Genomic DNA, 24,186 nt, shown 5'->3' on the forward strand with positions numbered 1-24,186 from the left:
AACCCCGCGGTCACACCCTGGCTGGCACACGGCCACGGCTTGCGCCCCCCAGCCACGGCTGTCAACCTTCGGGCCGTTCTCAAGGATCAGAACCAGGAATCACGGATGAGTGGCTACGTACCCAACCCCCCGAAAAATTTTCGCTACGAAGAAGCCAAACCCGTCGATATTCACGCCCAGCGTTGGGCGGAATATGAGAAGCACGGGAAAGAACCTGCGCGCGAACCTGAGAAAATCGGGATTGCGTTGAGGATTGGAGTTTTCTTTGATGGCACTGGGAATAATGCGAATAACACGGCGGCTGGATTGCTGTGTGGGGCGCAGCATCCGATTGCGCCTCAGGATATTCCTGTCAGTTGCATGCCGTACATGAGTGACCCGGACAGCAGTTACGGAGCCGGACTCACCAATGTTAAAAAACTGCATGATCTATATAAAAAGACCGAGAAAGCCGAGGGCGCTGGCGCCTTTAGATGCATATCACGTCCTGTCTATGTCGACGGTATTGGCACTGTAAACAATGAGAAAGACAGCGCCGTAGGCTCTGGCATGGGGCGCGGTGATACCGGTGTCGCGGGACGTGTTCAGGCGTCTTTCGCACAAATAAAACAAACCATCGAAGAAGCCCTGCTAGATAGTCCTGGCAGTGAAATTGTGTCTCTGACTTTTGATACGTTTGGCTTCAGTCGTGGCGCAGCAGCTGCAAGGCATTTCTCAAATGAAATCGTGCGAGGCAAGCAAGGGCCACTGGGAAGCTTGTTGAACAACAGTGCCAAAGACTTCAGCCGCAGTTTTGATAGCCAATACGGAAACGGTATCAAAATGGGATTTATTGGCCTGTTCGACACAGTGCCATCCATCGCCGGTTTTACCAACCTTGGTCAAGTGACGAGCCCTATCGCTCCAGGTGTGAAGCTTTACCTGGATCGCAGGTTCTTCAAAGATGTTGTCCATCTCGTAGCTCGCGATGAGTGCCGCGCAAACTTCGCGCTCAGTCGGGTTAAGCCCGACCATCCGGAATACACCTTTCCCGGCGTCCATTCGGATGTCGGAGGAAGCTACCTCGATGAAGTCGAGGAATGCGTGTTGGTCAGTCCCATGCAAGCGCTTGAAGTCTCAGTCCAAACTGACGTTGCAACTACATCGATCTACCGGGATGCTGCACGCCTGAAAAGTCAGTGGGTTGCCAAAGGGTGGCCTGCAAATCTACTGGAAGTTGTCACACCGGCCGCGCTCTTACTCCCTACGGACAATCAGGATCGACTGGCACCCCGAGAGAAGCGTGTGTACGCCGCGCTGCAACTCAAGCGACCAGTGAGCGGCAAGCTCTCGCGCGTCTACTTGAGAGTCATGTATCAACTGGCGAAGGAAAAGGGCGTCCAGTTCATCGATATGCCTGAGAGCGATGAGTACGCTGTGCCAGATGACTTGCAAGCATTGTGTAATCGTTTTGTCGCCGGCGACTACAGCACCACGGCTGACGAAGAAAAGCTGCTAAAGCTCAAATACATTCACACCTCCGCGAACTGGAATCATCCCCTCGGCAGGAGGGATGCAAGCGGCATAGAAGCCGTTTACATCAACGCGCCGACGGCAGACGCAATTCGCGTACAACACCCACACGTACCTGATTGGAAGCTTTGGTAATGAGAGCGTTGATTGTTCTGCTGGGCGTTTTTCTGTTGGCGGGTTGCCAGACGAGAGCCGCAGAAAGTGGCGAAAGTGACCCTAAGTCCCCGTGGTGGCAACTAGGGTTTGTTGAGCCGGACTACATGAAAATATGGGTAGAGGACAGCTCCGTTCTGGACATTCAAAACAGGATGTTTTTCAAGGCAGGAGGGAGAACCGCTGCCGGAGGTGAACCCGAAGATGGCACAGAGTCCGCCCGTGGTTGGGGCACTGTCAGTGGCTCTGGTATTCCGGTAACTGGTGCCGATCTTCCCAAACTCATCTTCGTTCGTTGGCAGTCCATATCAGAGCAGAAGACCTACAAGGGATTCATCGAAATCCCAGAATCAGCCAGGCAATTGATGGTGGACTCAACGCACCAACGTTGCCCGGAAACTCCCGAAAGGGCCGCTCGATACATGGCGTCGCTGTACGTGGGGCTGGCCCCAGGTGGCGTATTACAAGCTTGGGTCAGGGACTCATGCCACCGCCCGGTCCAAGTTGCTCATGCCCAAGGCGAAGTTGAACCGCTAGGTCCGGAGCAAGGGAAGCACGGTGGGCGCTATGCCTACCCGGTGAGCGAAAAGGCCAAGAGGTATATCGACAAGTTTGGCATTCCGTATGGGAGTTGGTAACCCGTCAGCCAATGAAGCAACTCATTACGATGCTTTGCATCTTGCTGGTCACGGGATGCCAGATTGCTGAACCACTATCAGCCAAAAACGACCCGAAATCCGAATGGTGGGAACTGGCTTTTACGGAGCCGGATTACATGAAAGTCTGGGTAGAGAACAGTTCTATTCAAGACATTAACGGCAGGATTTTCTACAAAACCGGCGGCGGCACCGCTGCGGGGGGAGAACCTGAAGATGGCACGGAGTCCGCCCGAGGTTGGACAGGTGGGGTAGGCGGCAGCGGAAGGAGAGTGATGGGAGCAGATTTACCTGTTCGCATCTGGGTCCGTTGGCAATCGATTGTCGAACAGAAAACGTGGCAGGCATGGGTAGAAATCCCAGAGGAAGCCAGGCAGTTGATGGTGGCGTCCGTCAATCAACGTTGCCCGCAGACCCCTGATCAGGAAGCGAGATTTATGGCGTCGGTTTATCTAGGGTTGGCCCCCGGTGGTGTTGTGCAGGTTTGGGTAAGAGACTCTTGCCACCACCCGGTCAAAGTCGCTCGAGCGCAGGCAGAAATTGAGCCGCTAGGGCCGAGCCAAGGTAAGAACGAAGGGCGTTACGCTTATCCGGTGAGTGAAAAGGCAAAGCGGTATATCGAGAAGTACGGTATCCCTTACGGTAGTTGGTGAGTAGCGTGCTTCTGACCTCCAACCTCACCCTGTATGAAGCGCCTCACGAGGCTTTTCTCGTATGCCACCTGAATGTCGCATTGCGTTTGGTTGGCGCTAGTCGGATCACGGAAATTTATTTTGAGAATTGAAAAAAACTACACGCTTCGATTATGTCGACCACGACGCGGGATATGAGTACCGTGGTTTTAACTACTTGATTCGGAATGAAATGTATGAGTTTCACGTCAGAATTTACGATGGTGACCCTGGCAAGGCAACGGTAGTACGTCCGACCTCTATGTATGAAAATTGCAATCTCAGAATTCTTGTAGGATTTTTACAATCCAAACTGGGCGCATTCTCGATCTCCGTTCTCAACGGGTTGAGATTCAAAAAATAAATCCGCCACCCGTTTTATTCTGTTCCCGTTTTTTTGTTTCTGTATTTATTTTTGCGTAGGTAAGATTAATATCTGAAGAATAATGGGTGTATTTTAAACTCTTTTTTGAAGTCGCTGATGTCCAGCTCTTGTTTTGCGAAGCTGGAGTATATCGTTAAAGTTTCAGTTTTTTTAATACCGATGACTCCTACAACAAACCATATATTGAGAAGGAGATTGAAGTCAGTCGAAATCGATTCGGATAATGGTACGTTTTCGAGATCTGTAGAAGATAGTATTTCATATTGGATTTTGTCTATGGTTTGTGCGATATCTTTGGTCTGGAAAAATTGTTGGTCGATGTGCGATATGGCATCAATATAACGACCAATATGCTCGTAGATGCTTGCCCACTCCTTGCACAATGCTTGCTTTCTGGAAACATAAAATTTTTCCTCAGCTTCAAGCAGAAAATCTTCACAAAGCTCAGTTGAACCGTCAGCTTCTGCAAGGCTGAGATTTACGAAGTCTATAGCGTCTCTTGGTCGCAGCATTGTTCTTTCCATGATGTAGCTTTCAGCTGTTTGACCTTTGACTGAAAAGCTAAAAATATCTGAAAATTTTGCTACTGCCCGACCTTGATATTGATCTTTTATTAAAAAATCGATTCGCTTGTCTAACATGTCTCTTATTTCTCTTTCATCCCAGTGGATAGGGATGATGAGTGACTTGTCTTTTTCTTCTTGGCGGAGATTGTTGTCATAAATGCCTTTTAGGATATCAGTCCGGATGGATATTATAACTTTTACGGTTCTAATATCTATTAGCTCCCTAAAAGCGTCGAGAAGGGCATTAATAAAGTCGTATCTGATTGAGCTGGAGCTGAGCCATGACTTGTCAAGGTCATCAATGCTGATTATATATTTTAGTTGTCCTTCTTTTGAGTTTTCTTCGATAAGTAGCTTGATAAGTTCTTTTTGTTTTCTGATTAGTTCGCTGCTTATGTATTGAGTTGTCGTTCTTTGGATTTTTTCGGTAACTTCAGATACTTCTTTTCCTCCAATTTTTAGTACGCCGAGCCCTAGCGAGCCAGAAAGGTCATTTTGCATTTTTTCTGTTATTTCTGAAACTATATTGTCATTAAAGAAGTTGTCGCGAAATTTGTCAACGTATTCCGAGGCTAAAGCGGAGTTGTATTTTTTCTTGCTGCCGGAAGTGAATTCTGGCATTAAATTGAGAAATGTTTTTCCGGGATATAGTAAGTCTATCACCCTAACTAGTAGGACGTGAATCCAAAGTGATTTGTAAAATATTCTTAGGTCAATCCCTTTGTGGATAAGGTCGGAGATAAATACGTTATTTTTTATATGTTCGAATACCGTAGACTCGGCTTCAATTATGGAGTGTTTTTTTATTTTAGAGTTTTCTGCGAGTTGCTTAAGTAGAGCGGTTTTTCCAGACCCTGTTCTTCCGACAATTACTCGTTTGGTAAAATCTAGGGAGTTTTCAAAACTCAGTAGGTTGGAAAATATATTTGTCTCTAGAAAGCAGTTCTTTAAAAAGGTGTCATATTCCGCATCTAAGTTTCCTATCTGAGAATTTTTTCTAAAAATATAGTTTGCCATAGTGCTTCCATGTTCTAAGGGTTAAATGATTTTTACGTTTCTTGCTGCTCGTTTTCTACAGCCAGAAAACGTCGGCGAAGAATACGAAGTTTGCGGCAGTGTCGCATGATAGGGAGCTAGAGGTGAAGGTGATTTAGTATTGATTTCTCTGGCAAATGAAGTCCGTAATTTCATATCAACCAGTGTTACTACCAGATGAACGGATTCTGTCTTTCGCATTATCCAGCAACAATGTCAAATGCAGCATTACCCAATACCTCCCCATTAACCATAACCCGAACCCCATGCCGCCCCACAAAATGCTTCCGCGTCGTAAAATCCCTAATCACCTGCCGCCTCCCCACAACCTCCACCCCAAACCCCGCCAACACCACCGTCTTCAACTTAAAAACCTTCCCCGAAACCCCGCCATTCGCCTTCACATAGTCAATCGCATAATCAATCACCAACCGCTGCTCATGCGCCACCGTCGACTTCACCACAAACGACAACGTAATCGCTTCCCCCAACCGCACCACCGCCGGTTCAACCCGCACATCCAACAACTCAACCTCAGCCTTCGCCCCCGCACCAATCACCGTCAGCGCCCTTAAATCCCCCTGCTTGATCAAACTCCGCAACGCATGCTTCGCAATCCAAGCCGTGTGCTTGTTCTCCAGCGACCAACCTTCAATCGTGTCCAGCACCCACTCCGGATGCACCTTCGTCACATCATTCAAATGATTCGCCACGGACTTGCGCACGTACAAACTCTCATCCGCCTTCAACCGATCCAATATCCCGGCGGCCAACTGCGGATCCGCCTGCACCGCTTCCAATCGAAACGACCAAGGCAGGCGAGGGCGGCTGCCTTCGCTGGCGAGGCGTCGAACGTGGTGGTTTTCGTCTCGGGTCCAGTCGTGCATTAATTCCAGCGAGCGCTCCAGATCGCTGCGCAGAAAGTGGCGGATGGCGAATTCGGAGGAGCCGAAGGTGGTGAAGTACTTCAGGGCGTCCATGGAGGTGTCGAAGGCGTGTCCGCCATAGCTCGCGACGTAATGCGGCAGGCACATGCTGACGAATCCGCTGTTCAGCCTTGGCGCGAGTTCGAAAAGCACTTCGAGGGAATCTTGGTAATCCAGCGGCAACACCGCATGCAGGCTTTCACTGACACGCGCCATACGTTGCATCACTGATAATTCAGCGAGTCCATCCTGTGCGTGCTTGAGAAACGCCTTTGCCTTGAACGCCGGGTACACGGCGCTCATTTCGCGGGCGATGTGCTGCAAGCGCTCGGCGTTGAAGATTTCCTTTAACGCCGGGGCGGCGGTGTCGGTGGTGCTCATGGTCAGGTCATCGGGGTGCTGACGAACGCTTCGAGGGTTTCGGCGTAGGCGGTGTATTGGGCGATGTACGGGTAGCGGCGGGTGTCGATCTGGTCGGGGACGACGAGGTCGGTGAAGCTCCAGGCGACGGCGAGGCTGATGCCGGCCTGGGTGAGGGTGCCGTCGGTGGGCAGGCCGGTTTTTTCCAGTTCTTGCTCGAGGGCGGTGAAGGCGGCGGCGAGTTGGCCTTCGACGCGTTCGACCCACGGCTGGTATTGGATGTCGGCTGGGCGCAGGTTGCGTTCGTAGTAGAGCTGCACGGCTTTTTCGCAGGCGGCGAGGCTGAGGCCGATCAGGCGCAGGGCGTGGGCGCGTGGTTTGAGGTCGGCGGGGAGCAGGCTTTTGCCGGAGCTGGCTTCGAGGTAATCGAGGATGAGGGTCGAGTCCATCAGGACCACGCCGTCGTCGAGGATCAGTGTGGGGGCTTTGACCACCGGGTTGATCTGCTGGAATTGCTCGAAGTGGCGGAACACCGAGACCGACTCGTGTTCGAGGTCGATGCCAAGGCGTTTGGCGGAGATCGCCACGCGGCGCACGTAAGGGGAGTCCAGCATGCCGATCAGTTTCATGACGCGTTCCTTCAAGTCGAACCGGTGGGAAGGCATAACCTAGCTGACGTTGAGGCAATTGTCAGTCGTCGAAGCCGGGTTGCTCGTGAATCTCATCCACATTCAACCCCAACCGATACGCCACCGCTACAAACAAGGCCTGGCACAAACACAGCGTCGCACTCAGCGAGCGAAAGGCGAGGGCGCTGCCTTCGTTGACCAGCAATACGCTGTGGGCGAGTTTCGCCAGTGGTGAGAGGTGGCTGTCGGTGAGAATCAGGGTGTTGGCCTGTTGTTGTCGGGCGAAGCGCAGGCAGTGTTGGGTTTCCTTGGCGTAGGGCACGAAGCTGATGGCGATGACCAGATCGTTGGCGCGCACGCTGCGCATTTGTTCTCGATAGCTACCGCCTAGCCCGGACACCAGGTGAATTTTTTTCTGAGTGTGTTGCAAGTTGTAAACGAGGTAGTCGGCGACGGCGAAGGAGCGGCGTACGCCGACGACATAAATGTTGTCGGCGTTGACGATCAGGTCGACGGCTTTTTCGAACGCGGCGTCGTCGAGTTCACGGCCCAGGCGTTCGATGCCGGAGCGGGTGGCGTCGATGCATTCACGGGCGAGGTCGCCGGCGCTGGCTTGCTGCGACTGGTTGGCGATCATGCTGCGGATGCGTTGCTGGTAGTTTTGCACCGGTGAGGCTTTGTGCGTGTAGGCACTGCGGAACAGCGCCTGCATTTCGCTGAAGCCGCTAAAACCAAAGCGTTGCGAGAAGCGTACGATGGCGGACGGGTGCACTTCGCACTCGCGGGCGATGTCGCTGATGCGGTCGACCATGATCCGGTCGCTCTGTTGGCTGATGTAGCTGGCGATGCGTTTGAGCTGGCGCGGCAGGGCGTCGTATTCGTCGGTGATCAGTTGCAGCAGGCGCTCGGCATTGATCGGGGGGCTGGCGAGTGAAACCTCGTCGGTGGCCGGCAGATCGGGGCGGGGCATAGGTCATCCTTCAGGCTGGTTGATCACACGGTGGGCCTGATAGTAGGGGGGCTTTTGCAGGTCTGCTTTGCTGAAACGATGCAGTGCGTGGTAAAAAATTGCGTCTGGGCGCTGCGTGGTTAGCCGTTTGTCTTCTATATACAGCCGCTCGACTGAATTTCTTGCTATAAACGCACTCCGATGGCCGTGTGAACCCTGTGTCAGAGCAGTTTCCGAACGTTGTCGGACAAATTCCCTGTATTTACAGTTGCTGAGGCCTCATTCGGGCCTTAGACTGCCGCCCCTCGTAAATTGAGTGCCGGGTGGCATTTGCAATAAACGATGCCTTTTCGCCGACCGCACGCGGTTCGCCGAAACGCTCCCTAATTCGCCTTAATGCACGTTTTTTTATAGAGATATCAATGACAAAGGACAAGTTGCTGGCCATGCCGGCAGATGACTACATGAATGAAGAGCAGCACGCTTTCTTCACTGAGCTGCTGCAGAACATGAAAGTCGAAACCCACGAGCGCATTGAGCAAAATCGTATCGCCATCGAAAGCCTGGACACCCCGGCTGACCCGGCGGACGCGGCTTCGGTTGAAGAAGAGCGCACTTGGCTGGTGAACGCGATCGATCGCGACCAGCGCATGCTGCCGCAACTGGAACAAGCCCTTGAGCGCATCAAGGAAGACAGCTTTGGCTGGTGCGATGACAGCGGCGAGGCCATTGGCCTGAAACGCCTGCTGATCAGCCCGACCACCAAGTACTGCATCGAAGCTCAAGAGCGTCACGAGCAGATCGACAAGCACCAGCGTCAGGCCTGATTTTCCGGCGCTGTGACCGCGGGCAAGTCCGCCCCACAAGGTTCAACACCGAACCTGTGGGAGCCGGGCTTGCCCGCGAAGCTTTTTATCGTCCGCAATATTTCCGCGCGATTCCATTGACCTGCCACAGACCCCACGACTAACGGACCATGGATAATGGCGTTGTAGTGGCGTTTAATGCAGTCACAACAATGAGAACAAGCGTGGGGTGTTGATATGACGAGAGATGGATCTCTGGTTGGGGCTTTGCCTGCACCAGTGCTTTTGCCGAAAAACCGCTGGATCACACCGACCCTGCAAAGCATCGCCCTGATGCTGTTGCTGGCCGGCATGACGCTGGGTGAATGGTCGCTGTACATTGGCATGCCGCTGGCGGTGCTGATTGTCTGGCTGCCGCGCCTGCGCGCCCGCGCCATCCCCGATACCCAGCCTGCCGATAGCGGCAGCGCAATGTCCGAACTGACCCGCGACCTTTCCTACACCACCAGTCATAACGCCTTGTCGGCGGCGGGTGTGGCGTTTTCGGTCAAGGAACTGGCGAGCAAACTCGAATCGCAACTGGATGCGGCGGCGCAAATCGTCAGCAATGCCGAGGTGATGATTGCGACCGAACACGCGACTTCGCAGCTCAGTCGCGAAGCCCTTGAGGCGGCGAGTCAGGCGCATCACAGCAGCGCGGCGGGGCGCACGGAACTGGTGGATTCGATCGCGCGCATGCATCAGCTCAGTCAGCGCGCGAATGCCAGCCGTGAATTGATCGAAGCGTTGAGCCTGCGCAGCGACGATATTCAGCGCGTGACGTTGGTGATTCAGTCGATTGCCAGCCAGACCAATCTGCTCGCATTGAACGCGGCGATCGAAGCGGCGCGGGCCGGTGAGCATGGTCGCGGTTTTGCGGTGGTGGCGGATGAAGTTCGCGGGTTGGCGGCGCGCACGGCGTCGGCCACCGGTGAAGTGGGTGAGATGGTCGCCGACATTCAGCAACGCACGGCGCAGGTGGTGGAGCAGATTCGTGAGTTGTCGAGTGATCTGCAGATCGGTGTCGAGCAGGTCGAGCACACCGGCCAGCATCTGGAGAACATCGCGCGACTGGCAGCCGGGGTGGAAAGTCAGGTCGGTGAAATCGCTCAGGGTGCAGAAACCAATCGCGAACAACTCGACAGTCTGTTCAAGGCCATCGAACAGATGCGCAGCGATTTGGCGATCAGCGATCAACAAACTCGCCGCCTCGCCGAAGCAGCGGTGCAGATGGAAGGGCAGGCGGAAAGCATCAGCGAGCGTCTGGCCGAAGTCGGGCTGGATGACTATCACCAGCGCATCTACGATCTGGCCCGCGAAGGGGCGAGCCAGATTGCCGCGCGGTTCGAAGCGGATGTCGAGCAGGGGCGGATCAGTCTCGAGGACTTGTTCGACCGTCAGTATCAGCCGATACCGAATACGCAGCCGGCGAAATTTCAAACCCGTTTCGACCGATACACCGATCAGGTGCTGCCGGCGATTCAGGAGCCACTGTTGCCGCGTCACGAGGGGTTGGTGTTCGCCATCGCCTGCACTCAACAGGGTTATGTGCCGACGCACAATCAGCTGTTCAGTCAGCCGTTGACCGGCGATGCGCAGGTCGATGCGGTCAACAATCGCACAAAGCGCAAATTTGCCGACCGCACCGGTATTCGCTGCGGCAGCCATCAGCAACCGGTGTTGTTGCAGACCTACACTCGCGACACCGGTGAGCTGATGCATGATCTGTCGGTGCCGATCATGATCAAGGGCCGGCACTGGGGTGGTTTGCGTCTGGGCTATAAGCCGGAAAGTCCGCGCTGAGGGATTGTTACGCCCGATGCAATGAATCTGTGCAGGGAGCTTGCTGTTTCCGTTCTAAAGAAACCATTAATCTGACCACTTAGTTAGGTTGCTAATGATTTCGGGAGGGCTGCATGCAGTGCAGAGTTGATGTTGCCGTGATGATCGGCAGTGGCGTGCCGTCCGGTTTGCGCGCAATGGGGCGTAGCGTTTGCTGGGTGGTGCTGCTCAATGGCGAGCGTCGCGGCACCGCTTTTGCCAGTCGCGACGAAGCGGAAGAGTGCAAGGCTGCGTGGCTAGCGCAGATGCACGCCGAGCCAACCGACAGCCTTCACTGCCCCGTGATTACTTGCCGCGATGCAAGCGTACATTCAGCTCATCGACCATGACCGCTTCTTCACCGTCGGCCCTTAGCCATTCCTTGAGTAACTGTGCTTGTTGCGGCGACCAAAAGTCGGCGTCGATAAGTTTGGTATTGGCGTCCAGCGGATGCGCCTCGATGAAATCGTCGATTGCGTTACCTTCTGAAGGCAGTCCCAGTTGATCGAACAGGGTTTTCAGATCGTATGCTGGCAGTTCCATCTTGTACTCCTTTGGTGGGCGCCGGTATGGCGCGTTCGATCGCTCTCTTTATCTGAGGCAGCTGTTCGCCAGGAGTTCGATCTTTGACTCAAGTGAGCGGGCAAGTGCGCAGGCTTCGTTGTGATCTTCGCGGAAACCTCTTACGCGTCCGGTCGATGTTTCCTTTATGTGAAAGAACGCGTTGCCGGCGGGCACGACCTGAAATCGGGGACAATGGTCGTTGATGTCAGTGGCACTCAGTATCAGTGGTGATTTGATCCGGTCGTCAGCAGTCATGGCAAAGTGAGTCAGAGTGCACATATGAAGTCCTTTTCATCAGTCGGCCGGGATTTAAAGGCCGTTGCGGGTAGTCGTAATGAGCATCGCTGCTCTAGAATCGCCAGTACCTGTTGACGACAGGGCTTATCTAAAGCAATTTTTCGCCAGCGATATGTCGGAAAAGTGCTTTTTTTCGTGAGAATTTTCCCTAAAGTTCGTAGTCAGACTGCTCTTGCCGACGCTGAGGATTTTTCCTTCAAGTTTTGGCGACATCGGGATGAGTTTCGCGAGTGACAATCCAGTAGTCTTAGCAACCTCGCGTTGAATGAGCACTCTGCTCGATTCGGGCTTTATCGATTTGTTTGCAGTGACATCGGCCTGGCCGTTTTTTTGCCGTGCGCGTTTTCCGTGTGCGGTTTTTTCAGATGTGGGGATGTTTCTTTGGCAGTCAGTAATCTCGATATGCATGCTTTGTTCGTGTTGGGTGATTTGCGTGCAAAGCTGGTCAAGCTGTTCCAGTCGCGTTTTGTTTACATCACCGAACAGAACGCTGAAGGCATTTACGTGGCCGAGATCGACACCGAAAGCGCCTTGGTGGTCGACGACAAACCGGGGCTCAAGCTCAAGGTCGGCGATCATTTCAGTGCATCGGTCTTGCCCAGCCGCGAAGGCGGCAAGATGGATATCCGTTTTCGCGAAATCAAACTCACGGTTTATGGACTGGGCGATTACGCCTTCGTTGAGACCGCTGACGGGCACGCGATTCTGTTCAAGGAAGGCCACAGCGTGGTGACTGTATTCGCCGCTCATCAGCAATTGCAGGAAGGCCTGACCAAAACGCTGAAAGCGGTGACCGCCAAGGCCGCCAAGTGGCGCAAGGGCGAGCTGGTGACGTTCAAGGCCAGCGAGTGAGCCGCGCGGATTTCCATGCGCAGAACCTCGACACTGCACGCGAGGAGGCTCGGCGTTTATTCGCCGCCAAGGCCGAACTGCAAGGCGCCTGGCTGAATTGGCTGGCTGCGCAGATCTACACTTTGCGTCCCGCGGAATACGCCAGCATGGTCAGACGCGAGCTGCAAAGCCTGCAGGAAAAGTCTGATTCATAACCTCGTCCGGAGCGCGGCCCGGAAAAAGCAGGAACCTCGGCTACAGTCAGTTGACTGAGTATTCAGAGGCTTGCGGTCTTCTGTCAGGCCAACCTGCCATTGCTGAGAACAGCACGAGGTGCAATGCATGAACGGATTTCGACGGTTATTGGTTGCCAGCGTGGCCACGTTCGGTTTGCTGACATCAGCGCCATCGGTGATGGCCGTCCAGGCGCCGATCCACTTTGCCGACCTGAACTGGGAAAGCGGCAGCCTGATCACGGATGTCCTGCGGATCATCGTCGAGAAGGGTTACGGCTTACCGACCGACACCTTGCCTGGCACCACCATCACGCTGGAAACCGCCCTGGCCAACAATGACATTCAGGTCATTGGCGAGGAGTGGGCCGGGCGCAGTCCGGTGTGGGTCAAGGCTGAGGCCGAAGGCAAGGTCGTCAGTCTCGGTGACACGGTCAAAGGCGCTACCGAGGGTTGGTGGGTGCCGGAGTACGTGATCAAGGGCGACCCGGCCAAAGGCATCAAGCCGCTGGCGCCGGATCTGCGCAGTGTCAGTGATCTTAAAAAGTACAAGGACGTGTTCAAGGACCCGGAAACACCGGGCAAGGGTCGGTTCCTCAACAGTCCGATCGGCTGGACGTCGGAAGTGGTCAACAAACAGAAGTTGACGGCTTATGGTCTGCAGGACGATTACACCAATTTCCGCAGTGGTTCGGGTGCGGCGCTGGACGCCGAGATCAGCTCTTCGATTCGTCGCGGTAAGCCGGTGCTGTTTTACTACTGGTCGCCGACGCCGCTGCTGGGCAAGTTCAAACTGGTGCAGTTGGAAGAACCACCGTTTGATGCCGAGGCTTGGAAGACCCTGACTGACGCCGATAATCCCAATCCGAAACCGACCCGTTCGCTAGCTTCGAAGCTGTCGATTGGCGTGTCTACGCCGTTTCAAAAGCAGTATCCGCAGATTGCCGAATTTTTCAGCAAAGTGGAGTTTCCCATCGAGCCGTTGAACAAGGCGTTGGCCGAGATGAGCGAGAAGCACACGGCGCCGCGTGATGCGGCGGTGGCGTTCATGAAGGCGCACCCGGATGTGTGGCAGGCCTGGTTGCCGAAGGATGTGGCGGAGAAGGTTTCGGCTGATCTGAAATAGGTGTTGATGCGGCTGGCCTCATCGCGAGCAGGCTCGCTCCTACAGAGGAACGCATTCCAAATGTAGGAGTGAGCCTGCTCGCGATGCTTTTAGAATCGGGTCTGCACCGCCAACTCAAAGGTGCGCGGTGTTCCGAGGTAATACGCCGGCGAAACATGCGCAAACTCGGCATACACCTCATTGGTCAGATTACGCACGCGCCCGGTCACGGTGGTGTGCGAATCAACCTTGTAGCTGAGGAAGCTGCCGAACAAGGTGTACGACGGCACCGTCATGGTGTTGGCCGTGTCCGCATACACCGACGCCACATATCGCGCATCAACCCCACCTTGCCATTGCGGCGAAAAATCATAAGTCAGCCACAGATTGCCGACCCGATCCGGCACGTTGGTCGGCGTGTTGCCCTTGCGTGACACGACCGCGCCGGCAGCATTCTTTTCGGTGAAATCACCGTACTGCGCATCGACCCAGGCGAAGTTGCCTTCGGCTAGCAACTTGTCAGTGATGCGCAACGAACTGGCGATTTCCACTCCTTTCGACGTCTGTTGACCGACCGGAATACTGCCGGCCGGATCCAGCGGATCCGTCACGGCGAAGTCCTTTCGCTCAATCGTGTACGCGGCAATCGTCGCCGAGCCACGTCCATTCAGATAATCGAATTTGCTGCCGATCTCCCATTGCTTGCCAGTCGAGACGTCGAAGTCCTGCGTACCATTCGGTTGCTCGGCGGCGGTGCTGTATTGCACGTAGACGTTTGCCGATGGAATGAATTGGTACGTCAGGCCGGCGCGACCGGTGACTGGCTCCCAACTGCGCTTGAGGTGCTTGGGGTTGGCGGCGGTCACGGTGCGATGGTTGGTCACGTCGAGGTCAATGTCGTCATAGCGCAGACCGGTGAGCAGCGACAGTTTGTCGGTCAACGCCAGACGGTTTTCCACGAACAGTGCCTTGGTGGTGACCTCGTTGGTTTTGTCGCTGATCAACTTGGGGTTGGTGCCGGGGATGTCGTAGAAGTGCCCCGGACGATAGTTGTTCGGATCTACCGTGCTGGAACCTTTAATATTCAGCGGCGAGTTGGTGGTCTGGTTGACCTTGTATTCGAAGCCCCCCGACCACGTCGTGTCGAGACCGAACAGCGTGTTGTCGTGGCGCAGTTCGAACTGGTTGCCGTTCTGCTCGCCCTGATGGCGCACCTGATACGCAGTGGAGCGATTCACCGCCGTGTTGTCGGCGTTGTACTGGTAGGTTTCGAGATTGCGGTAATCGCGCTGGCTGTCGAGGTGATACAGCGTGTTGCGCAGGGTGGTGCTGTCGTTGATCCGATAGTCGATGATCGAGCGCACCCAGATCGTTCGCTGTTCGTAACGACCGTCCTCGACGTTGTAGTTGTTGAAGCGGTTGTGTTTATCGATCTTCAGCTCGCCGGCCTTGGGGTTGAGCACGGGCGTGCCCCAGTACGGACTGTCTTCATGTTCATCCTGATATTCCAGGGCCAACGTGTGCGACAGGTCGGGCGTCAGGTCGCTGAGCAGCGAGAACGCCACGCTCCAGGCATCGCGCTCCTGGCGGTCGATGTAGCCGTTGCTGGTGTTGTGGCTGACGTCGAGTCGCGCGTAGTGCTGCACGTCGGCGCTGGGATCGGTCAGAGCATGGTTGAGGCCGAACGCGGTTTCGGTGGTGTCGTAGGTGCCGTAGCTGACCCGGCCTTCAATTGCCTGTTCACCGCGGGTGGCGAGTTTGGTCACGTAGTTCAGCGAACCGCCGACCGAGCCTGCGCCGTTGATCAGCGATGACGGGCCGCCGACCAATTCCACTCGGTCGTATATCCACGAATCGACCGGCCGCGCGAGGCCGCCGGATACGTTGATGCCGTTGAACATCTGGGTGATCTGGCTGCTGGTGAAACCACGGTAGGAAACGAATCCGCCGAACCCCGGCGGCGCGCTGGCGTTGACGCCGGGCAAGGTGTTGGCGGCGTCCTGGAAGTTCTGCGCGCCGTGACGTTCGATGTCGTTGCGATTGGCGATGGCTACCGACGCCGGCGTGTCACGCACGCTCAAACCGAGGCGCGAGGCCATGCCGCTGGACTGGTCGAGGCTCAAGCCCGGTTCTGCGCCGGACTCGCCGTCGATGGTGATCGGCGCCAGATCCACGGTGGATTGCGCCCAGACGTTGACGGACAGGCAGCCGCACAGGCTCGCCAGCAAAGTGAGTTGTTTCATCATTGAATCCTGAATGCTTGTCTAGGAGTCAGCGCACAGGCGAACGCCGCGCGTTGGCGCAGTGGGCTGACAAATCAAAAAGGCAGGGACATTCAGGCGATCGGAGGGGCGCGAGGGTTGGCCGAAGGCCAGGTGAAGCGGGCAGGGAGGTCGGCACTGACGATCGGTGCCAGCGGTGGGCTGTGTTGTTCCGGCAGGATCGCCAGGGTCAGGCTGGAGTTGAACGCCGGGCCCATGCCACCGCCGACCGAACACAGCGGGCAGCCGAATGCCTTGGACAGGGTCGGCAGTTGTTCTTCGGTGGGGTTGCTGGCGAGCGGCGCTTGAGTGGCCGGGTCGACCGTACAGAACTGGCCGCCGATACCGTTGAGCTGCATGCCGACCATTTGTCCGTGACCGATGCTGCAGGCGAACACGTTGAACAGGACGCAGCAATAGAGCATCCAGGCCAGCAGTGAACGATCGGAACGGGAGAATTTCATGGGGCGGCACTTTACCGTACCGCTGATCGGTCGTGCACTTGAAAAAAATCCGACTAGGATGATTTGTTCAAATCCCTTTCCAAGGATTTCAACCATGACCTTTGTGTTGGCTCAATGGCTGGTGACAACGTTTGCGGTGATCGCCTTGATGCACGTGTATTGGGCGTTGGGTGGGCAGTGGGCGGCGGCAGTAGTCGTGCCGCAGGTGCCGGTGCGCGGTTTTGTCGCAACGGTGCGACCGGCGTTCAAGCCTTCGGGCTGGCTCACGTTGATCGTGGCGGCCGCGTTGTTGGTGATTGCGGCATTGGTGTGCATGCGGGTGGGCTGGGGAATGCCGGCGGTGACGCACAAGGCGCTGCAATGGGTGATCAGCGCGATTGCGCTATTGATGTTTGCCCGGGCGATTGGTGATTCGAATCTGGTCGGGTTTTTCAAGGAAGTGACGGATTCGCGGTTTGCGCGGCTGGACACCTGGGTGTATTCGCCCTTGTGTGCGGTGTTGGGGGCGGGGTTGTTGGCGGTGGCTTGGGTTTGAGGTGAGTCGGATATCGCAATCGCGAGCAGGCTCACTCCTACATTTGGAATGCGTTCCCCTGTAGGAGTGAGCCTGCTCGCGATGGCGTCATATCAGCCCCTACCAATCTTCAGCTACCACTCTCGGTCCGGCGGCTACTGACCTCGGCCGGCACATCATCCCCAGCCATGCGCTTGCGGAACAGCGCCGCCCGCGCCAGCAGCAAAGTAGTCACCGGCACAGTGATCGCCAGCAAAATCGGGATCAGCCAAGCATGTATGACCGGCCCCGACTTCAGCGCCGAAAAGCAGATGATCGACGCCAGTGCCACGCACCATGCCCCGAGCGTCGAAGCCAGTGCCGGCGGGTGCATGCGCTGGAAATAATCCTTCATGCGCAATAACCCGATCGCGCCGATCAACGCAAACAGACCGCTGAGCACCAGCAGGATCGCCACCGGAATCTCGACCCACAGAGACAATTCAGCATTCATTCGATCACCTCGCCACGCAGCAGGAATTTCGCCAAGGCAAATGAGCCGACGAAGCCGAACAGCGCAATCAGCAGCGCCGCTTCGAAGTAAGTGTCACTGGAATAACGAATGCCCAGGGTCAGCATCATCAGCATGGCGACGATGTACAGGTAGTCCAGCGCCAGAACCCGATCCTGCGCCGATGGGCCTTTGAACAGGCGCACCAGGGTCAGCACCATTGCCAGCGAGAACAGGAACAGCGTCAGCAGAATCGCGTTCGACAGTAATGGGCTCATTCGAAAATCTCCATCAGCGGCCGCTCGTAGGTGCTCTTGAAGTGCTCGATGAATTGCGTTTCGTCATCCAGGTCCCAGACGTGCAACAACAGAATGCTGCGATCCAGCGACAGTTCCGACCATACCGTGCCGGGCACCACCGTGCAGATCATCGCCAGAGTCGCCAGTCCGTGGGCGTCGCGCAGGTCCAGCGGGACTTTGACAAAGCCAGAGCGGAGAGGTCGCCGACCGGCGTTGAGCACGCCCCACGCGACGATGAGGTTGGACATCACCACGTCACGGCCCACTAGCAGGAACAGGCGCAGAATCGTTCCCGGACGGCGAATGCGCACTTGTTTCGGGCGCAGTTTGCGCATCATCAACGGTGCAGCAAAACCCAGTATCGCGCCGAGCAGCAGATTGCCCGGGCTGATCGACAGGTTCAGGGTCAGCCACAAGACGCACAGCGCCAGCGACAACAACGGTGCAGGAAACACACGCTTCATGGCTGCACCTCCAGCATCGCCGATTTGGCTTCCGGGCTCGGTACGGCACGGGTGCCGAGCACCGCCATGACGTATTGCTGGGGGTTGTTCAGCGCTTCGGCGGTGGCTTGGGTGTAACGCAACAGGGGTTCAGCCTTAAAAGTCAGGACGATGCTCAGCCCCAGCAACAGGAAGATCGGCGCGCATTCGAGTTTGCGCAGCAGCGGCGAAGGGCGCTCCTCCGGCGTCCAGAAGCGCTGGATGCCGAGACGCGAGAACGCCATCAGCGATGCCAGCCCGGTGAGAATCAGCAGCGCCAGCAACGCCCAGGCCGCGTTGGAAATCGGCGCGCCAGTGCCCAGGCCCTGCGGATTGAGCAGCGCGCCGATCAGACTGAGTTTGCCGATGAACCCGGAGAGCGGCGGCATGCCGATGATCAGCAGCGCGCAAGCAATGAAGCTCAGGCCGAGAAACGCCATGGTCCACGGGATAACCTGGCCGACCACGGCTTTCTGTTCGTCATCGAGGTTGATGCCTTTGGGTGGCTGCAGGGACTCCTGCGGACGCGGCAGCAGTTCGCTTTCGTCTTCCAGCGGGATCTCGTTGGCCGAGCGCGAACGCTCGATCAACTCGGCCAGCAGGAACAGCGCGCTCAACGCCAGGGTCGAACTGACCAGATAGAACAGTGCCGAGCCGATCAGGTTCGGCTGGGCGAAACCGACGGCGGACAGCAGAATCCCCGCCGACACCAGAATGCTCAGGCTGGCCATGCGCTCCAGGCGTTGTGCAGCGAGAATCGCCAGCGCCGCGCAGGCCATCGTCGCCATGCCGCCGTAGATCAGCCAGTCGCCACCGAAGAATGCCGACGCACCGGCCTGCCCGGAAAACAACAGGGTCCACAGACGCAGCAAGGTGTAGACGCCAACCTTGGTCATGATCGCGAACATCGCCGCCACCGGCGCACTGGCCGATGAATAGGCCGGCACGAGCCAGAAGTTCAGCGGCCACATGCCGGCCTTGGCCAGGAACGCGACGGCGAGAATCCCCGCACCGGCATGCAGCAAGCCACGGTCGGCTTCCGGCACCAGCGGAATCTTCAGCGCCAGATCGGCCATGTTCAACGTGCCGGTGACGCCGTAAATCAGCGCCGCGCCAATCAGAAACAGCGACGAGGCCAGCAGGTTGATCGAGATGTAATGCAGCCCCGATGAGACCCGTGCCCGACCCGACCCATGCAACAACAAGCCATAAGAAGCCGCAAGCAGCACTTCGAAGAACACGAACAGGTTGAACAGGTCAGCGGTCAGGAACGCGCCGTACAGGCCCATCAACTGAATCTGGAACAGCGCGTGGAAGCTAGAACCGGCGCCATCCCAACGGGCCATGGCAAACAGCAAAGCGCTGACGCCGATGATCCCGGTCAGCACCAGCATCAACGCCGACAGGCGATCGACCACCAGCACAATGCCGAACGGCGCCTGCCAGTTGCCCGGCAGGTAAACGCCGATGGAACCGGGGACGCCAGTGGTTTGCGTCCATTGCAGCAACAGCACCGAAATGAACAGGCCGACGAGGCTGGAGAACAGGTTGATTTTCGCCTTCAGCGGTCGGTGCCGCTCGCCGAGCATCAGCATGATGGCCGCGGTCAGCAGCGGCAGCAGAATCGGTGCGGCGATCAGGTGAGTCATCGCCATCATTCTTTAGGCTCCCGGCCGTCGACGTGGTCAGTACCGGTCAGGCCGCGCGAGGCGAGCAGAACGACGAGGAACAGTGCGGTCATGGCGAAGCTGATGACGATCGCGGTGAGTACCAGCGCCTGTGGCAGCGGATCGGTGTAGTGCAGCAAATCCTGGGTGACGCCGTCCTTGATCACCGGCTCCTTGCCGATGAACAGGCTGCCCATGCTGAAGATGAACAGATTGACGCCATACGACAGCAGGCACAGGCCCATCACCACCTGGAACGTCCGTGGCCGCAGGATCAGCCAGACGCCGGAGGCGGCGAGTACGCCGATGGCGATTGCGATGACTTCTTCCATCAGACGGCTCCTTTGCTGGCGACGGACTTGGGCAGCGATGCGGTCTTGTGACCCCGCACCGATTGGTGGGCGAGGGCGGTGAGGATCAACAAGGTCGAACCGACCACCACGCCATACACTCCAATGTCGAAGAACAGCGCGCTGGCGATATGGATGTCACCCAGCAGCGGCAAGCTGAAATGCCAGGTGTGCGTGGTCAGGAACGGATAACCGACGACCATCGCCCCCAGCCCGGTGGCGGTGGCAAACAGCAATCCGGTACCCATCCAGCGCAATGGGCGTAGGCTCATCTGCGCCTCGACCCACTGTGTGCCGGCAACCATGTATTGCAGGATGAACGCCACCGACATCACCAGACCGGCGACGAAACCGCCGCCCGGTTGATTGTGCCCGCGCATGAACAGGTAGAACGACACCACCAGCGCAATCGGCAACAACAGACGCACCAGCACCGCCGGCACCATCATGAAGCCGAGTGCGGTGTCGCTGGCCGAACGCGGGTTGACCAGATCGGTGACCACGTCCGGCGCCAGCAAGCGTTGCTGAGCGGGCAGTTGCAGGCTTTCTTTCGGTGGGCGGAAACGCCGCAGCAGGGCGAACACGGTCAGCGCCACGGCGACCAGCACGGTGATTTCACCAAGGGTGTCGAAGCCACGGAAATCCACCAGCATCACGTTGACCACGTTGCTGCCGCCGCCCTCGGGCATGGCGCGGCTGAGGTAGAACGAGGAAATGTCATTTGGCGTCTGCCGCGTCAGCATGGCGTACGACAGCAATGCCATGCCGCCACCGACGGCAATCGACAGCAGCAAGTCGCGCAGACGACGAATCCGCGCCTTGCGCAGGCTGCTTGGCAGTGGCGAGACTTCTTCGATACGGCGTGGCAACCAGCGCAGGCCGAGCAGGATCAGCACGGTGGTGACCACTTCGACCGCCAGTTGCGTCAGGGCCAGGTCGGGCGCGGAGAACCAGACGAAGGTCACGCAGGTCATCAGCCCGCAAACGCTAACCATGGTCAGAGCGGCGAGACGGTGATACTTGGCCTGCCACGCGGCGCCGAGAGCGCAGGCAATTGCCAGCAGCCACAGGGTTACGAAAACGATCGAGCCGGGAATCTTCGGCCGGTCGCCCCAACTCAGGCTGCTGTGCAACATCGGAATCAGGCCGGCGAGCACGGCCGCCAACACCATCAGGAATAATTGCATCTGCAGACGCTTGGTGCCGAGTCGCCGCTCTGCGCGCCGGGCCATGCGCATCATCACCACCAGACTACGCTCGAACAAGCGCTTGCCGTTAAAGCGGCCAACCAGTGGCGGATACTTGAAGCGCCCGCGCTTGAGCTGATTGCGTAGCAACAGATAGACGATGATGCCGCCGGACATGGCGATCAGGCTCATGATCATCGGTGCGTTCAGGCCGTGCCAGATCGCCAGGCTGTATTCAGGCAGTTCACCGCCGACGACGGGCAATGCCGCTGCCGCGAGCAATGGACCGACGATCTGCGCCGGGAAAATCCCCACCAGCAAGCAAGTGAACACCAGCAACTCGACCGGCGCGCGCATCCAGCGCGGCGGCTCGTGCGGAGTGTGTGGCAGGTCAGTGGCCGGCGGGCCGAAGAACACATCGACGGTGAAACGCAGGGAATAGGCAACGCTGAATGTACCGGCGATGGTCGCGACAATGGGCAGCGCCGCTTCGACCCACGCCGTGGCGTTGATGAACACGGTTTCGGCGAAGAACATCTCTTTCGACAGGAAACCGTTGAGTAATGGCACGCCCGCCATCGAGGCGCTGGCAACCATGGCCAGCGCAGCGGTGAACGGAATCAGTTTGATCAGGCCGCTGAGTTTGCGGATATCGCGGGTGCCGCTTTCGTGATCGATGATGCCGGCGGCCATGAACAGCGAGGCTTTGAAGGTCGCGTGGTTGAGAATATGGAACACCGCTGCTACCGCCGCCAGCGGACTGTTCAGACCCAGCAACAGGGTGATCAGACCGAGGTGGCTGATGGTCGAGTAAGCGAGCAGACCTTTGAGATCGTTCTGGAACATCGCGCAATACGCGCCGAGCAACAGCGTACACGCGCCGGCGCCGCTGACGATGTAGAACCATTCTTCACTGCCGGACAGCGAAGGCCACAGCCGCGCAAGCAGGAAAACCCCGGCCTTGACCATGGTCGCCGAGTGCAGATAGGCAGAAACCGGTGTCGGCGCCGCCATTGCGTGCGGCAACCAGAAGTGAAAAGGAAACTGCGCACTTTTGCTGAGTGCGCCGATAAGAATGAGGGGTAAGAGAATAGGGTAGAGGGCGTGTGCACGAATCATGTCGCCGGCGGCCAGGACCTTGTCGAGGTCATAGCTGCCGACGACATGGCCGAGAATCATGACCCCCGCCAGCAGGCATAATCCGCCGGCACCGGTGACCATCAACGCCATGTAGGCACCGCGACGGGCGTCGGCGCGGTGGTGCCAGTAGCCGATCAGCAGGAACGAGAAGAGGCTGGTCAGCTCCCAGAAAAACACGATCTGAATCAGGTTGCCGGAGATCACCAGACCGAGCATGGCGCCCATGAACGCCAGGAAAAACGCGAAGAAACGCGGCACCGGATCGTCCGGCGACATGTAATAACGAGCGTACAAGGAGACCAGCGTGCCGATGCCGAGCACCAGCATCGAGAACAGCCAGGCGAAACCGTCCATGCGCAGAACGAAGTTCAGACCGAGGCTGGGCAGCCACATGAATTCTTCGCGGATCACGCCGCCGTGGGCAATTTGCGGATACAACAGCGCGACCTGGACGGTGCCGATCAAAGCGACCAGACCTGCCAACAGGGATTCGGTATTACGCGCGTTGTGCGGCAGCACCGCTGCCAGACAGCTGCCAATGAATGGCAGAAGCAGTAGAACTATCAGGGACATAGGCTTCTAATCTGCGGAAGTTTGTGAAGCATCATACGTGCCAGCTCCCCGATCACCAAACGCCAGGATGTCTCAGAATCCTACAAAGTAGTCTGGAATTTTCTGTTTGGCATTGTTTCAGGTAGATGGATATTGCTTGGGATGGCCTCATCGCGAGCAGGCTCACTCCTACAGGGGGAACGTATTTCAAGTGTAGGAGTGAGCCTGCTCGCGATAGCAATAATTCAGACTGTGAAGATTTCGGAGCTTTATCCCTGCGTTTCCCGCTCCAACTCAGCTTCGGCTTCCGCGACCTTACCCTTGGTCTTCAACTCACTGACAATCACCGCCGCAACAATCAACCCGGCGCCCACCAGCGCAATTGCCGGCAACCGTTCCCCGGCAATCCGCCCGACAATTCCGGCCCACACCGGCTCACCGGCATAGATCAACGTCGCCCGGGTTGGCGAGACACTTCTCTGCGCCCAGTTCATCGCCACTTGAATCGCTGCACTCGCTGCGCCCAACCCCAGCGCTGTCACCAGCAGGGTCCAGGAGAAATCCGGAATCAGTTCACCGGTCGGCACCACCAACAGGAACGACAACACTGACGTGGTTGCCAGTTGCACCACGGTCACCCGGCGCACATCCACCTGGCCGGCATAGGTGCTGATCAGAATGATCTCGGCCGCGATGGCGATCGCGCTGATCAATGTGGCAATTTCACCCGGACTGAAATTCAGCGCAGCCCCGGACGGACCCGACAGCAACATCAAACCGGTAAACGCCAGCATGATACCGATGCTCGGCATCAGTCCCGGCCGACGGCCGAGCACCAGCCATTGCAGCAACGGCACGAACGGCACGTACAGCGCGGTGATGAATGCCGATTGACTGCTCGGAATCGTTTGCAACCCGACCGTCTGCAAGCCGTAACCGAGCATGATCGCCACGCCGATGAAGGCACCGGCCCTGAGTTCAAACAGTGTCAGCTCACGTAGATGTCGCCAGGAAAACAACGCGACAATGCACGCCGCTGCGGCGAAGCGCAGGCCGACAAAAAACATCGGGCCGCTGACGGTCATCGCATGCTGAACCAGCAGGAAAGTACCGCCCCAGATCATGGTGATCAGCACCAGCACGAACTCGGCTTTGCTGAAACGGGAGAAACGGAGGGGGGTGGGGGAGCTGTTCTGCGACGTCATGACCTTGCGCACTATAAAAAGGAGGCCGCACAATGCG

At 57.0% G+C, this 24,186-nt stretch carries 26 protein-coding genes; 10 read left to right on the plus strand and 16 right to left on the minus strand.

Annotation, left to right across the window (positions count from 1 at the left end; genetic code table 11):
• The first annotated feature begins 105 nt into the window (after window positions 1-105).
• Genes CKW17_RS14180 through CKW17_RS14190 form a run of 3 tightly spaced genes read left to right on the plus strand, consistent with a single transcriptional unit; the run spans window position 106 to window position 2,974 of the window.
• Window positions 106-1,647, plus strand: a complete 1,542-nt coding sequence (locus CKW17_RS14180; RefSeq protein ID WP_095120307.1) for a DUF2235 domain-containing protein — start codon at window positions 106-108, stop codon at window positions 1,645-1,647.
• Window positions 1,647-2,303 carry a DUF2931 family protein gene (locus tag CKW17_RS14185; protein ID WP_095120308.1) on the plus strand — a complete coding sequence of 219 codons (657 nt, stop codon included), beginning with the start codon at window positions 1,647-1,649 and terminating at the stop codon, window positions 2,301-2,303. The genes CKW17_RS14180 and CKW17_RS14185 overlap by 1 nt, the downstream gene beginning before the upstream one ends.
• A gap of 11 nt (window positions 2,304-2,314) precedes the next feature.
• On the plus strand, window positions 2,315-2,974 hold the full coding sequence (locus CKW17_RS14190; protein WP_095120309.1) for a DUF2931 family protein: 660 nt from the start codon (window positions 2,315-2,317) through the stop codon (window positions 2,972-2,974).
• 447 nt (window positions 2,975-3,421) lie between these two features.
• Here CKW17_RS14190 and CKW17_RS14195 read toward each other — a convergent pair whose 3' ends face one another.
• The 4 genes from CKW17_RS14195 to CKW17_RS14210 all read right to left on the minus strand — a co-directional run bounded on the left by CKW17_RS14195 (window position 3,422) and on the right by CKW17_RS14210 (window position 7,863).
• Entirely contained in the window at window positions 3,422-4,960 is a 1,539-nt protein-coding gene (locus tag CKW17_RS14195; RefSeq protein WP_095120310.1) for a P-loop ATPase, Sll1717 family, read from the minus strand.
• A 218-nt stretch (window positions 4,961-5,178) separates the two neighbouring features.
• Entirely contained in the window at window positions 5,179-6,285 is a 1,107-nt protein-coding gene (locus tag CKW17_RS14200; RefSeq protein WP_095120311.1) for a DNA alkylation repair protein, read from the minus strand.
• A 2-nt stretch (window positions 6,286-6,287) separates the two neighbouring features.
• Window positions 6,288-6,893 (minus strand): glutathione S-transferase, encoded by a 606-nt coding sequence (locus CKW17_RS14205; RefSeq protein ID WP_095120312.1) that lies wholly within the window; start codon window positions 6,891-6,893, stop codon window positions 6,288-6,290.
• Between the two features lie 61 nt (window positions 6,894-6,954).
• Window positions 6,955-7,863 carry a MurR/RpiR family transcriptional regulator gene (locus CKW17_RS14210; protein WP_095120313.1) on the minus strand — a complete coding sequence of 303 codons (909 nt, stop codon included), beginning with the start codon at window positions 7,861-7,863 and terminating at the stop codon, window positions 6,955-6,957.
• Between the two features lie 401 nt (window positions 7,864-8,264).
• Between CKW17_RS14210 and CKW17_RS14215 the strand changes: the two genes are divergently transcribed.
• From CKW17_RS14215 to CKW17_RS14225, 3 genes are all read left to right on the plus strand, one after another.
• A complete protein-coding gene (locus CKW17_RS14215) occupies window positions 8,265-8,669 on the plus strand; it encodes a TraR/DksA family transcriptional regulator (RefSeq protein ID WP_095120314.1) in 405 nt (134 codons plus the stop codon).
• 597 nt (window positions 8,670-9,266) lie between these two features.
• The gene (locus CKW17_RS14220; protein WP_371850957.1) at window positions 9,267-10,490 is read left to right on the plus strand and encodes a methyl-accepting chemotaxis protein; all 1,224 of its coding nucleotides are present in this window, start codon (window positions 9,267-9,269) and stop codon (window positions 10,488-10,490) included.
• A gap of 113 nt (window positions 10,491-10,603) precedes the next feature.
• A complete protein-coding gene (locus tag CKW17_RS14225; RefSeq protein ID WP_095120316.1) occupies window positions 10,604-10,858 on the plus strand; it encodes a hypothetical protein in 255 nt (84 codons plus the stop codon).
• Here CKW17_RS14225 and CKW17_RS14230 read toward each other — a convergent pair.
• The 3 genes from CKW17_RS14230 to CKW17_RS29885 form a co-directional block, all read right to left on the minus strand.
• Window positions 10,815-11,051 (minus strand): DUF2789 family protein, encoded by a 237-nt coding sequence (locus tag CKW17_RS14230; RefSeq protein WP_007910733.1) that lies wholly within the window; start codon window positions 11,049-11,051, stop codon window positions 10,815-10,817. The two genes, CKW17_RS14225 and CKW17_RS14230, sit on opposite strands and share 44 nt — an antisense overlap.
• Before the next feature lie 48 nt (window positions 11,052-11,099).
• Window positions 11,100-11,351: a hypothetical protein gene (locus tag CKW17_RS30575; protein ID WP_095120317.1), complete on the minus strand. Its 252-nt coding sequence runs from the start codon at window positions 11,349-11,351 to the stop codon at window positions 11,100-11,102.
• Window positions 11,352-11,453: 102 nt separating this feature from the next.
• Window positions 11,454-11,777 (minus strand): hypothetical protein, encoded by a 324-nt coding sequence (locus CKW17_RS29885; RefSeq protein ID WP_141234569.1) that lies wholly within the window; start codon window positions 11,775-11,777, stop codon window positions 11,454-11,456.
• Here CKW17_RS29885 and CKW17_RS14240 point away from each other — a divergent pair.
• The 3 genes from CKW17_RS14240 (at window position 11,772) to CKW17_RS14250 (ending at window position 13,559) form a co-directional block, all read left to right on the plus strand.
• Entirely contained in the window at window positions 11,772-12,221 is a 450-nt protein-coding gene (locus CKW17_RS14240; RefSeq protein ID WP_052178306.1) for a hypothetical protein, read from the plus strand. The genes CKW17_RS29885 and CKW17_RS14240 overlap by 6 nt on opposite strands.
• Window positions 12,218-12,415, plus strand: a complete 198-nt coding sequence (locus tag CKW17_RS14245) for a hypothetical protein (RefSeq protein WP_038366428.1) — start codon at window positions 12,218-12,220, stop codon at window positions 12,413-12,415. The genes CKW17_RS14240 and CKW17_RS14245 overlap by 4 nt, the downstream gene beginning before the upstream one ends.
• Before the next feature lie 127 nt (window positions 12,416-12,542).
• The gene (locus tag CKW17_RS14250) at window positions 12,543-13,559 is read left to right on the plus strand and encodes an ABC transporter substrate-binding protein (RefSeq protein ID WP_095120318.1); all 1,017 of its coding nucleotides are present in this window, start codon (window positions 12,543-12,545) and stop codon (window positions 13,557-13,559) included.
• 89 nt (window positions 13,560-13,648) lie between these two features.
• On the opposite strand, the gene CKW17_RS14255 is transcribed toward CKW17_RS14250, so the two are convergent.
• Together CKW17_RS14255 and CKW17_RS14260 are read right to left on the minus strand one after the other, a co-directional pair.
• The gene (locus CKW17_RS14255; protein WP_095120319.1) at window positions 13,649-15,781 is read right to left on the minus strand and encodes a TonB-dependent siderophore receptor; all 2,133 of its coding nucleotides are present in this window, start codon (window positions 15,779-15,781) and stop codon (window positions 13,649-13,651) included.
• 92 nt (window positions 15,782-15,873) lie between these two features.
• Window positions 15,874-16,263, minus strand: coding sequence for a DUF2946 domain-containing protein (locus tag CKW17_RS14260; protein WP_034152420.1), 390 nt, complete (start codon window positions 16,261-16,263; stop codon window positions 15,874-15,876).
• Window positions 16,264-16,357: 94 nt separating this feature from the next.
• On the opposite strand from CKW17_RS14260, the gene CKW17_RS14265 reads away from it, so the two are divergent.
• Window positions 16,358-16,798: a DUF3995 domain-containing protein gene (locus CKW17_RS14265; RefSeq protein WP_095120320.1), complete on the plus strand. Its 441-nt coding sequence runs from the start codon at window positions 16,358-16,360 to the stop codon at window positions 16,796-16,798.
• A gap of 109 nt (window positions 16,799-16,907) precedes the next feature.
• Here CKW17_RS14265 and CKW17_RS14270 read toward each other — a convergent pair whose 3' ends face one another.
• From CKW17_RS14270 to CKW17_RS14300, 7 genes are all read right to left on the minus strand, one after another.
• Window positions 16,908-17,270 carry a Na+/H+ antiporter subunit G gene (locus CKW17_RS14270; protein WP_016982998.1) on the minus strand — a complete coding sequence of 121 codons (363 nt, stop codon included), beginning with the start codon at window positions 17,268-17,270 and terminating at the stop codon, window positions 16,908-16,910.
• Complete coding sequence (locus tag CKW17_RS14275; RefSeq protein ID WP_007910754.1) at window positions 17,267-17,545, minus strand: K+/H+ antiporter subunit F; 279 nt, start codon at window positions 17,543-17,545, stop codon at window positions 17,267-17,269. The genes CKW17_RS14270 and CKW17_RS14275 overlap by 4 nt, the downstream gene beginning before the upstream one ends.
• Window positions 17,542-18,030 carry a Na+/H+ antiporter subunit E gene (locus CKW17_RS14280; RefSeq protein ID WP_095120321.1) on the minus strand — a complete coding sequence of 163 codons (489 nt, stop codon included), beginning with the start codon at window positions 18,028-18,030 and terminating at the stop codon, window positions 17,542-17,544. The genes CKW17_RS14275 and CKW17_RS14280 overlap by 4 nt, the downstream gene beginning before the upstream one ends.
• Window positions 18,027-19,706 carry a monovalent cation/H+ antiporter subunit D gene (locus CKW17_RS14285; RefSeq protein WP_095120322.1) on the minus strand — a complete coding sequence of 560 codons (1,680 nt, stop codon included), beginning with the start codon at window positions 19,704-19,706 and terminating at the stop codon, window positions 18,027-18,029. Before CKW17_RS14285 ends, CKW17_RS14280 begins: the two co-directional genes overlap by 4 nt.
• Complete coding sequence (locus CKW17_RS14290; RefSeq protein WP_007910763.1) at window positions 19,703-20,047, minus strand: Na+/H+ antiporter subunit C; 345 nt, start codon at window positions 20,045-20,047, stop codon at window positions 19,703-19,705. The genes CKW17_RS14285 and CKW17_RS14290 overlap by 4 nt, the downstream gene beginning before the upstream one ends.
• The gene (locus tag CKW17_RS14295) at window positions 20,047-22,965 is read right to left on the minus strand and encodes a monovalent cation/H+ antiporter subunit A (protein WP_095120323.1); all 2,919 of its coding nucleotides are present in this window, start codon (window positions 22,963-22,965) and stop codon (window positions 20,047-20,049) included. Before CKW17_RS14295 ends, CKW17_RS14290 begins: the two co-directional genes overlap by 1 nt.
• A gap of 248 nt (window positions 22,966-23,213) precedes the next feature.
• A complete protein-coding gene (locus tag CKW17_RS14300) occupies window positions 23,214-24,149 on the minus strand; it encodes a DMT family transporter (RefSeq protein ID WP_095120324.1) in 936 nt (311 codons plus the stop codon).
• Window positions 24,150-24,186: the final 37 nt, after the last annotated feature.

The organism is Pseudomonas sp. Irchel s3f10 (assembly GCF_900187515.1).
GTDB lineage: Bacteria > Pseudomonadota > Gammaproteobacteria > Pseudomonadales > Pseudomonadaceae > Aquipseudomonas > Aquipseudomonas tensinigenes.

Coding starts and splice junctions, on each gene's coding strand:
- CKW17_RS14270 (WP_016982998.1), bottom strand. CDS start 17,270: ATGAATGCTGAATTGTCTCTGTGGGTCGAGATTCCGGTGGCGATCCTG.
- CKW17_RS14295 (WP_095120323.1), bottom strand. CDS start 22,965: ATGTCCCTGATAGTTCTACTGCTTCTGCCATTCATTGGCAGCTGTCTG.
- CKW17_RS14290 (WP_007910763.1), bottom strand. CDS start 20,047: ATGGAAGAAGTCATCGCAATCGCCATCGGCGTACTCGCCGCCTCCGGC.
- CKW17_RS14275 (WP_007910754.1), bottom strand. CDS start 17,545: ATGAGCCCATTACTGTCGAACGCGATTCTGCTGACGCTGTTCCTGTTC.
- CKW17_RS14195 (WP_095120310.1), bottom strand. CDS start 4,960: ATGGCAAACTATATTTTTAGAAAAAATTCTCAGATAGGAAACTTAGAT.
- CKW17_RS29885 (WP_141234569.1), bottom strand. CDS start 11,777: ATGCATATCGAGATTACTGACTGCCAAAGAAACATCCCCACATCTGAA.
- CKW17_RS14230 (WP_007910733.1), bottom strand. CDS start 11,051: ATGGAACTGCCAGCATACGATCTGAAAACCCTGTTCGATCAACTGGGA.
- CKW17_RS14205 (WP_095120312.1), bottom strand. CDS start 6,893: ATGAAACTGATCGGCATGCTGGACTCCCCTTACGTGCGCCGCGTGGCG.
- CKW17_RS14210 (WP_095120313.1), bottom strand. CDS start 7,863: ATGCCCCGCCCCGATCTGCCGGCCACCGACGAGGTTTCACTCGCCAGC.
- CKW17_RS14190 (WP_095120309.1), top strand. CDS start 2,315: ATGAAGCAACTCATTACGATGCTTTGCATCTTGCTGGTCACGGGATGC.
- CKW17_RS14215 (WP_095120314.1), top strand. CDS start 8,265: ATGACAAAGGACAAGTTGCTGGCCATGCCGGCAGATGACTACATGAAT.
- CKW17_RS14220 (WP_371850957.1), top strand. CDS start 9,267: ATGATTGCGACCGAACACGCGACTTCGCAGCTCAGTCGCGAAGCCCTT.
- CKW17_RS14280 (WP_095120321.1), bottom strand. CDS start 18,030: ATGAAGCGTGTGTTTCCTGCACCGTTGTTGTCGCTGGCGCTGTGCGTC.
- CKW17_RS14185 (WP_095120308.1), top strand. CDS start 1,647: ATGAGAGCGTTGATTGTTCTGCTGGGCGTTTTTCTGTTGGCGGGTTGC.
- CKW17_RS14180 (WP_095120307.1), top strand. CDS start 106: ATGAGTGGCTACGTACCCAACCCCCCGAAAAATTTTCGCTACGAAGAA.
- CKW17_RS14240 (WP_052178306.1), top strand. CDS start 11,772: ATGCATGCTTTGTTCGTGTTGGGTGATTTGCGTGCAAAGCTGGTCAAG.
- CKW17_RS14200 (WP_095120311.1), bottom strand. CDS start 6,285: ATGAGCACCACCGACACCGCCGCCCCGGCGTTAAAGGAAATCTTCAAC.
- CKW17_RS14260 (WP_034152420.1), bottom strand. CDS start 16,263: ATGAAATTCTCCCGTTCCGATCGTTCACTGCTGGCCTGGATGCTCTAT.
- CKW17_RS14250 (WP_095120318.1), top strand. CDS start 12,543: ATGAACGGATTTCGACGGTTATTGGTTGCCAGCGTGGCCACGTTCGGT.
- CKW17_RS14265 (WP_095120320.1), top strand. CDS start 16,358: ATGACCTTTGTGTTGGCTCAATGGCTGGTGACAACGTTTGCGGTGATC.
- CKW17_RS14285 (WP_095120322.1), bottom strand. CDS start 19,706: ATGATGGCGATGACTCACCTGATCGCCGCACCGATTCTGCTGCCGCTG.
- CKW17_RS14300 (WP_095120324.1), bottom strand. CDS start 24,149: ATGACGTCGCAGAACAGCTCCCCCACCCCCCTCCGTTTCTCCCGTTTC.
- CKW17_RS30575 (WP_095120317.1), bottom strand. CDS start 11,351: ATGTGCACTCTGACTCACTTTGCCATGACTGCTGACGACCGGATCAAA.
- CKW17_RS14225 (WP_095120316.1), top strand. CDS start 10,604: ATGCAGTGCAGAGTTGATGTTGCCGTGATGATCGGCAGTGGCGTGCCG.
- CKW17_RS14255 (WP_095120319.1), bottom strand. CDS start 15,781: ATGAAACAACTCACTTTGCTGGCGAGCCTGTGCGGCTGCCTGTCCGTC.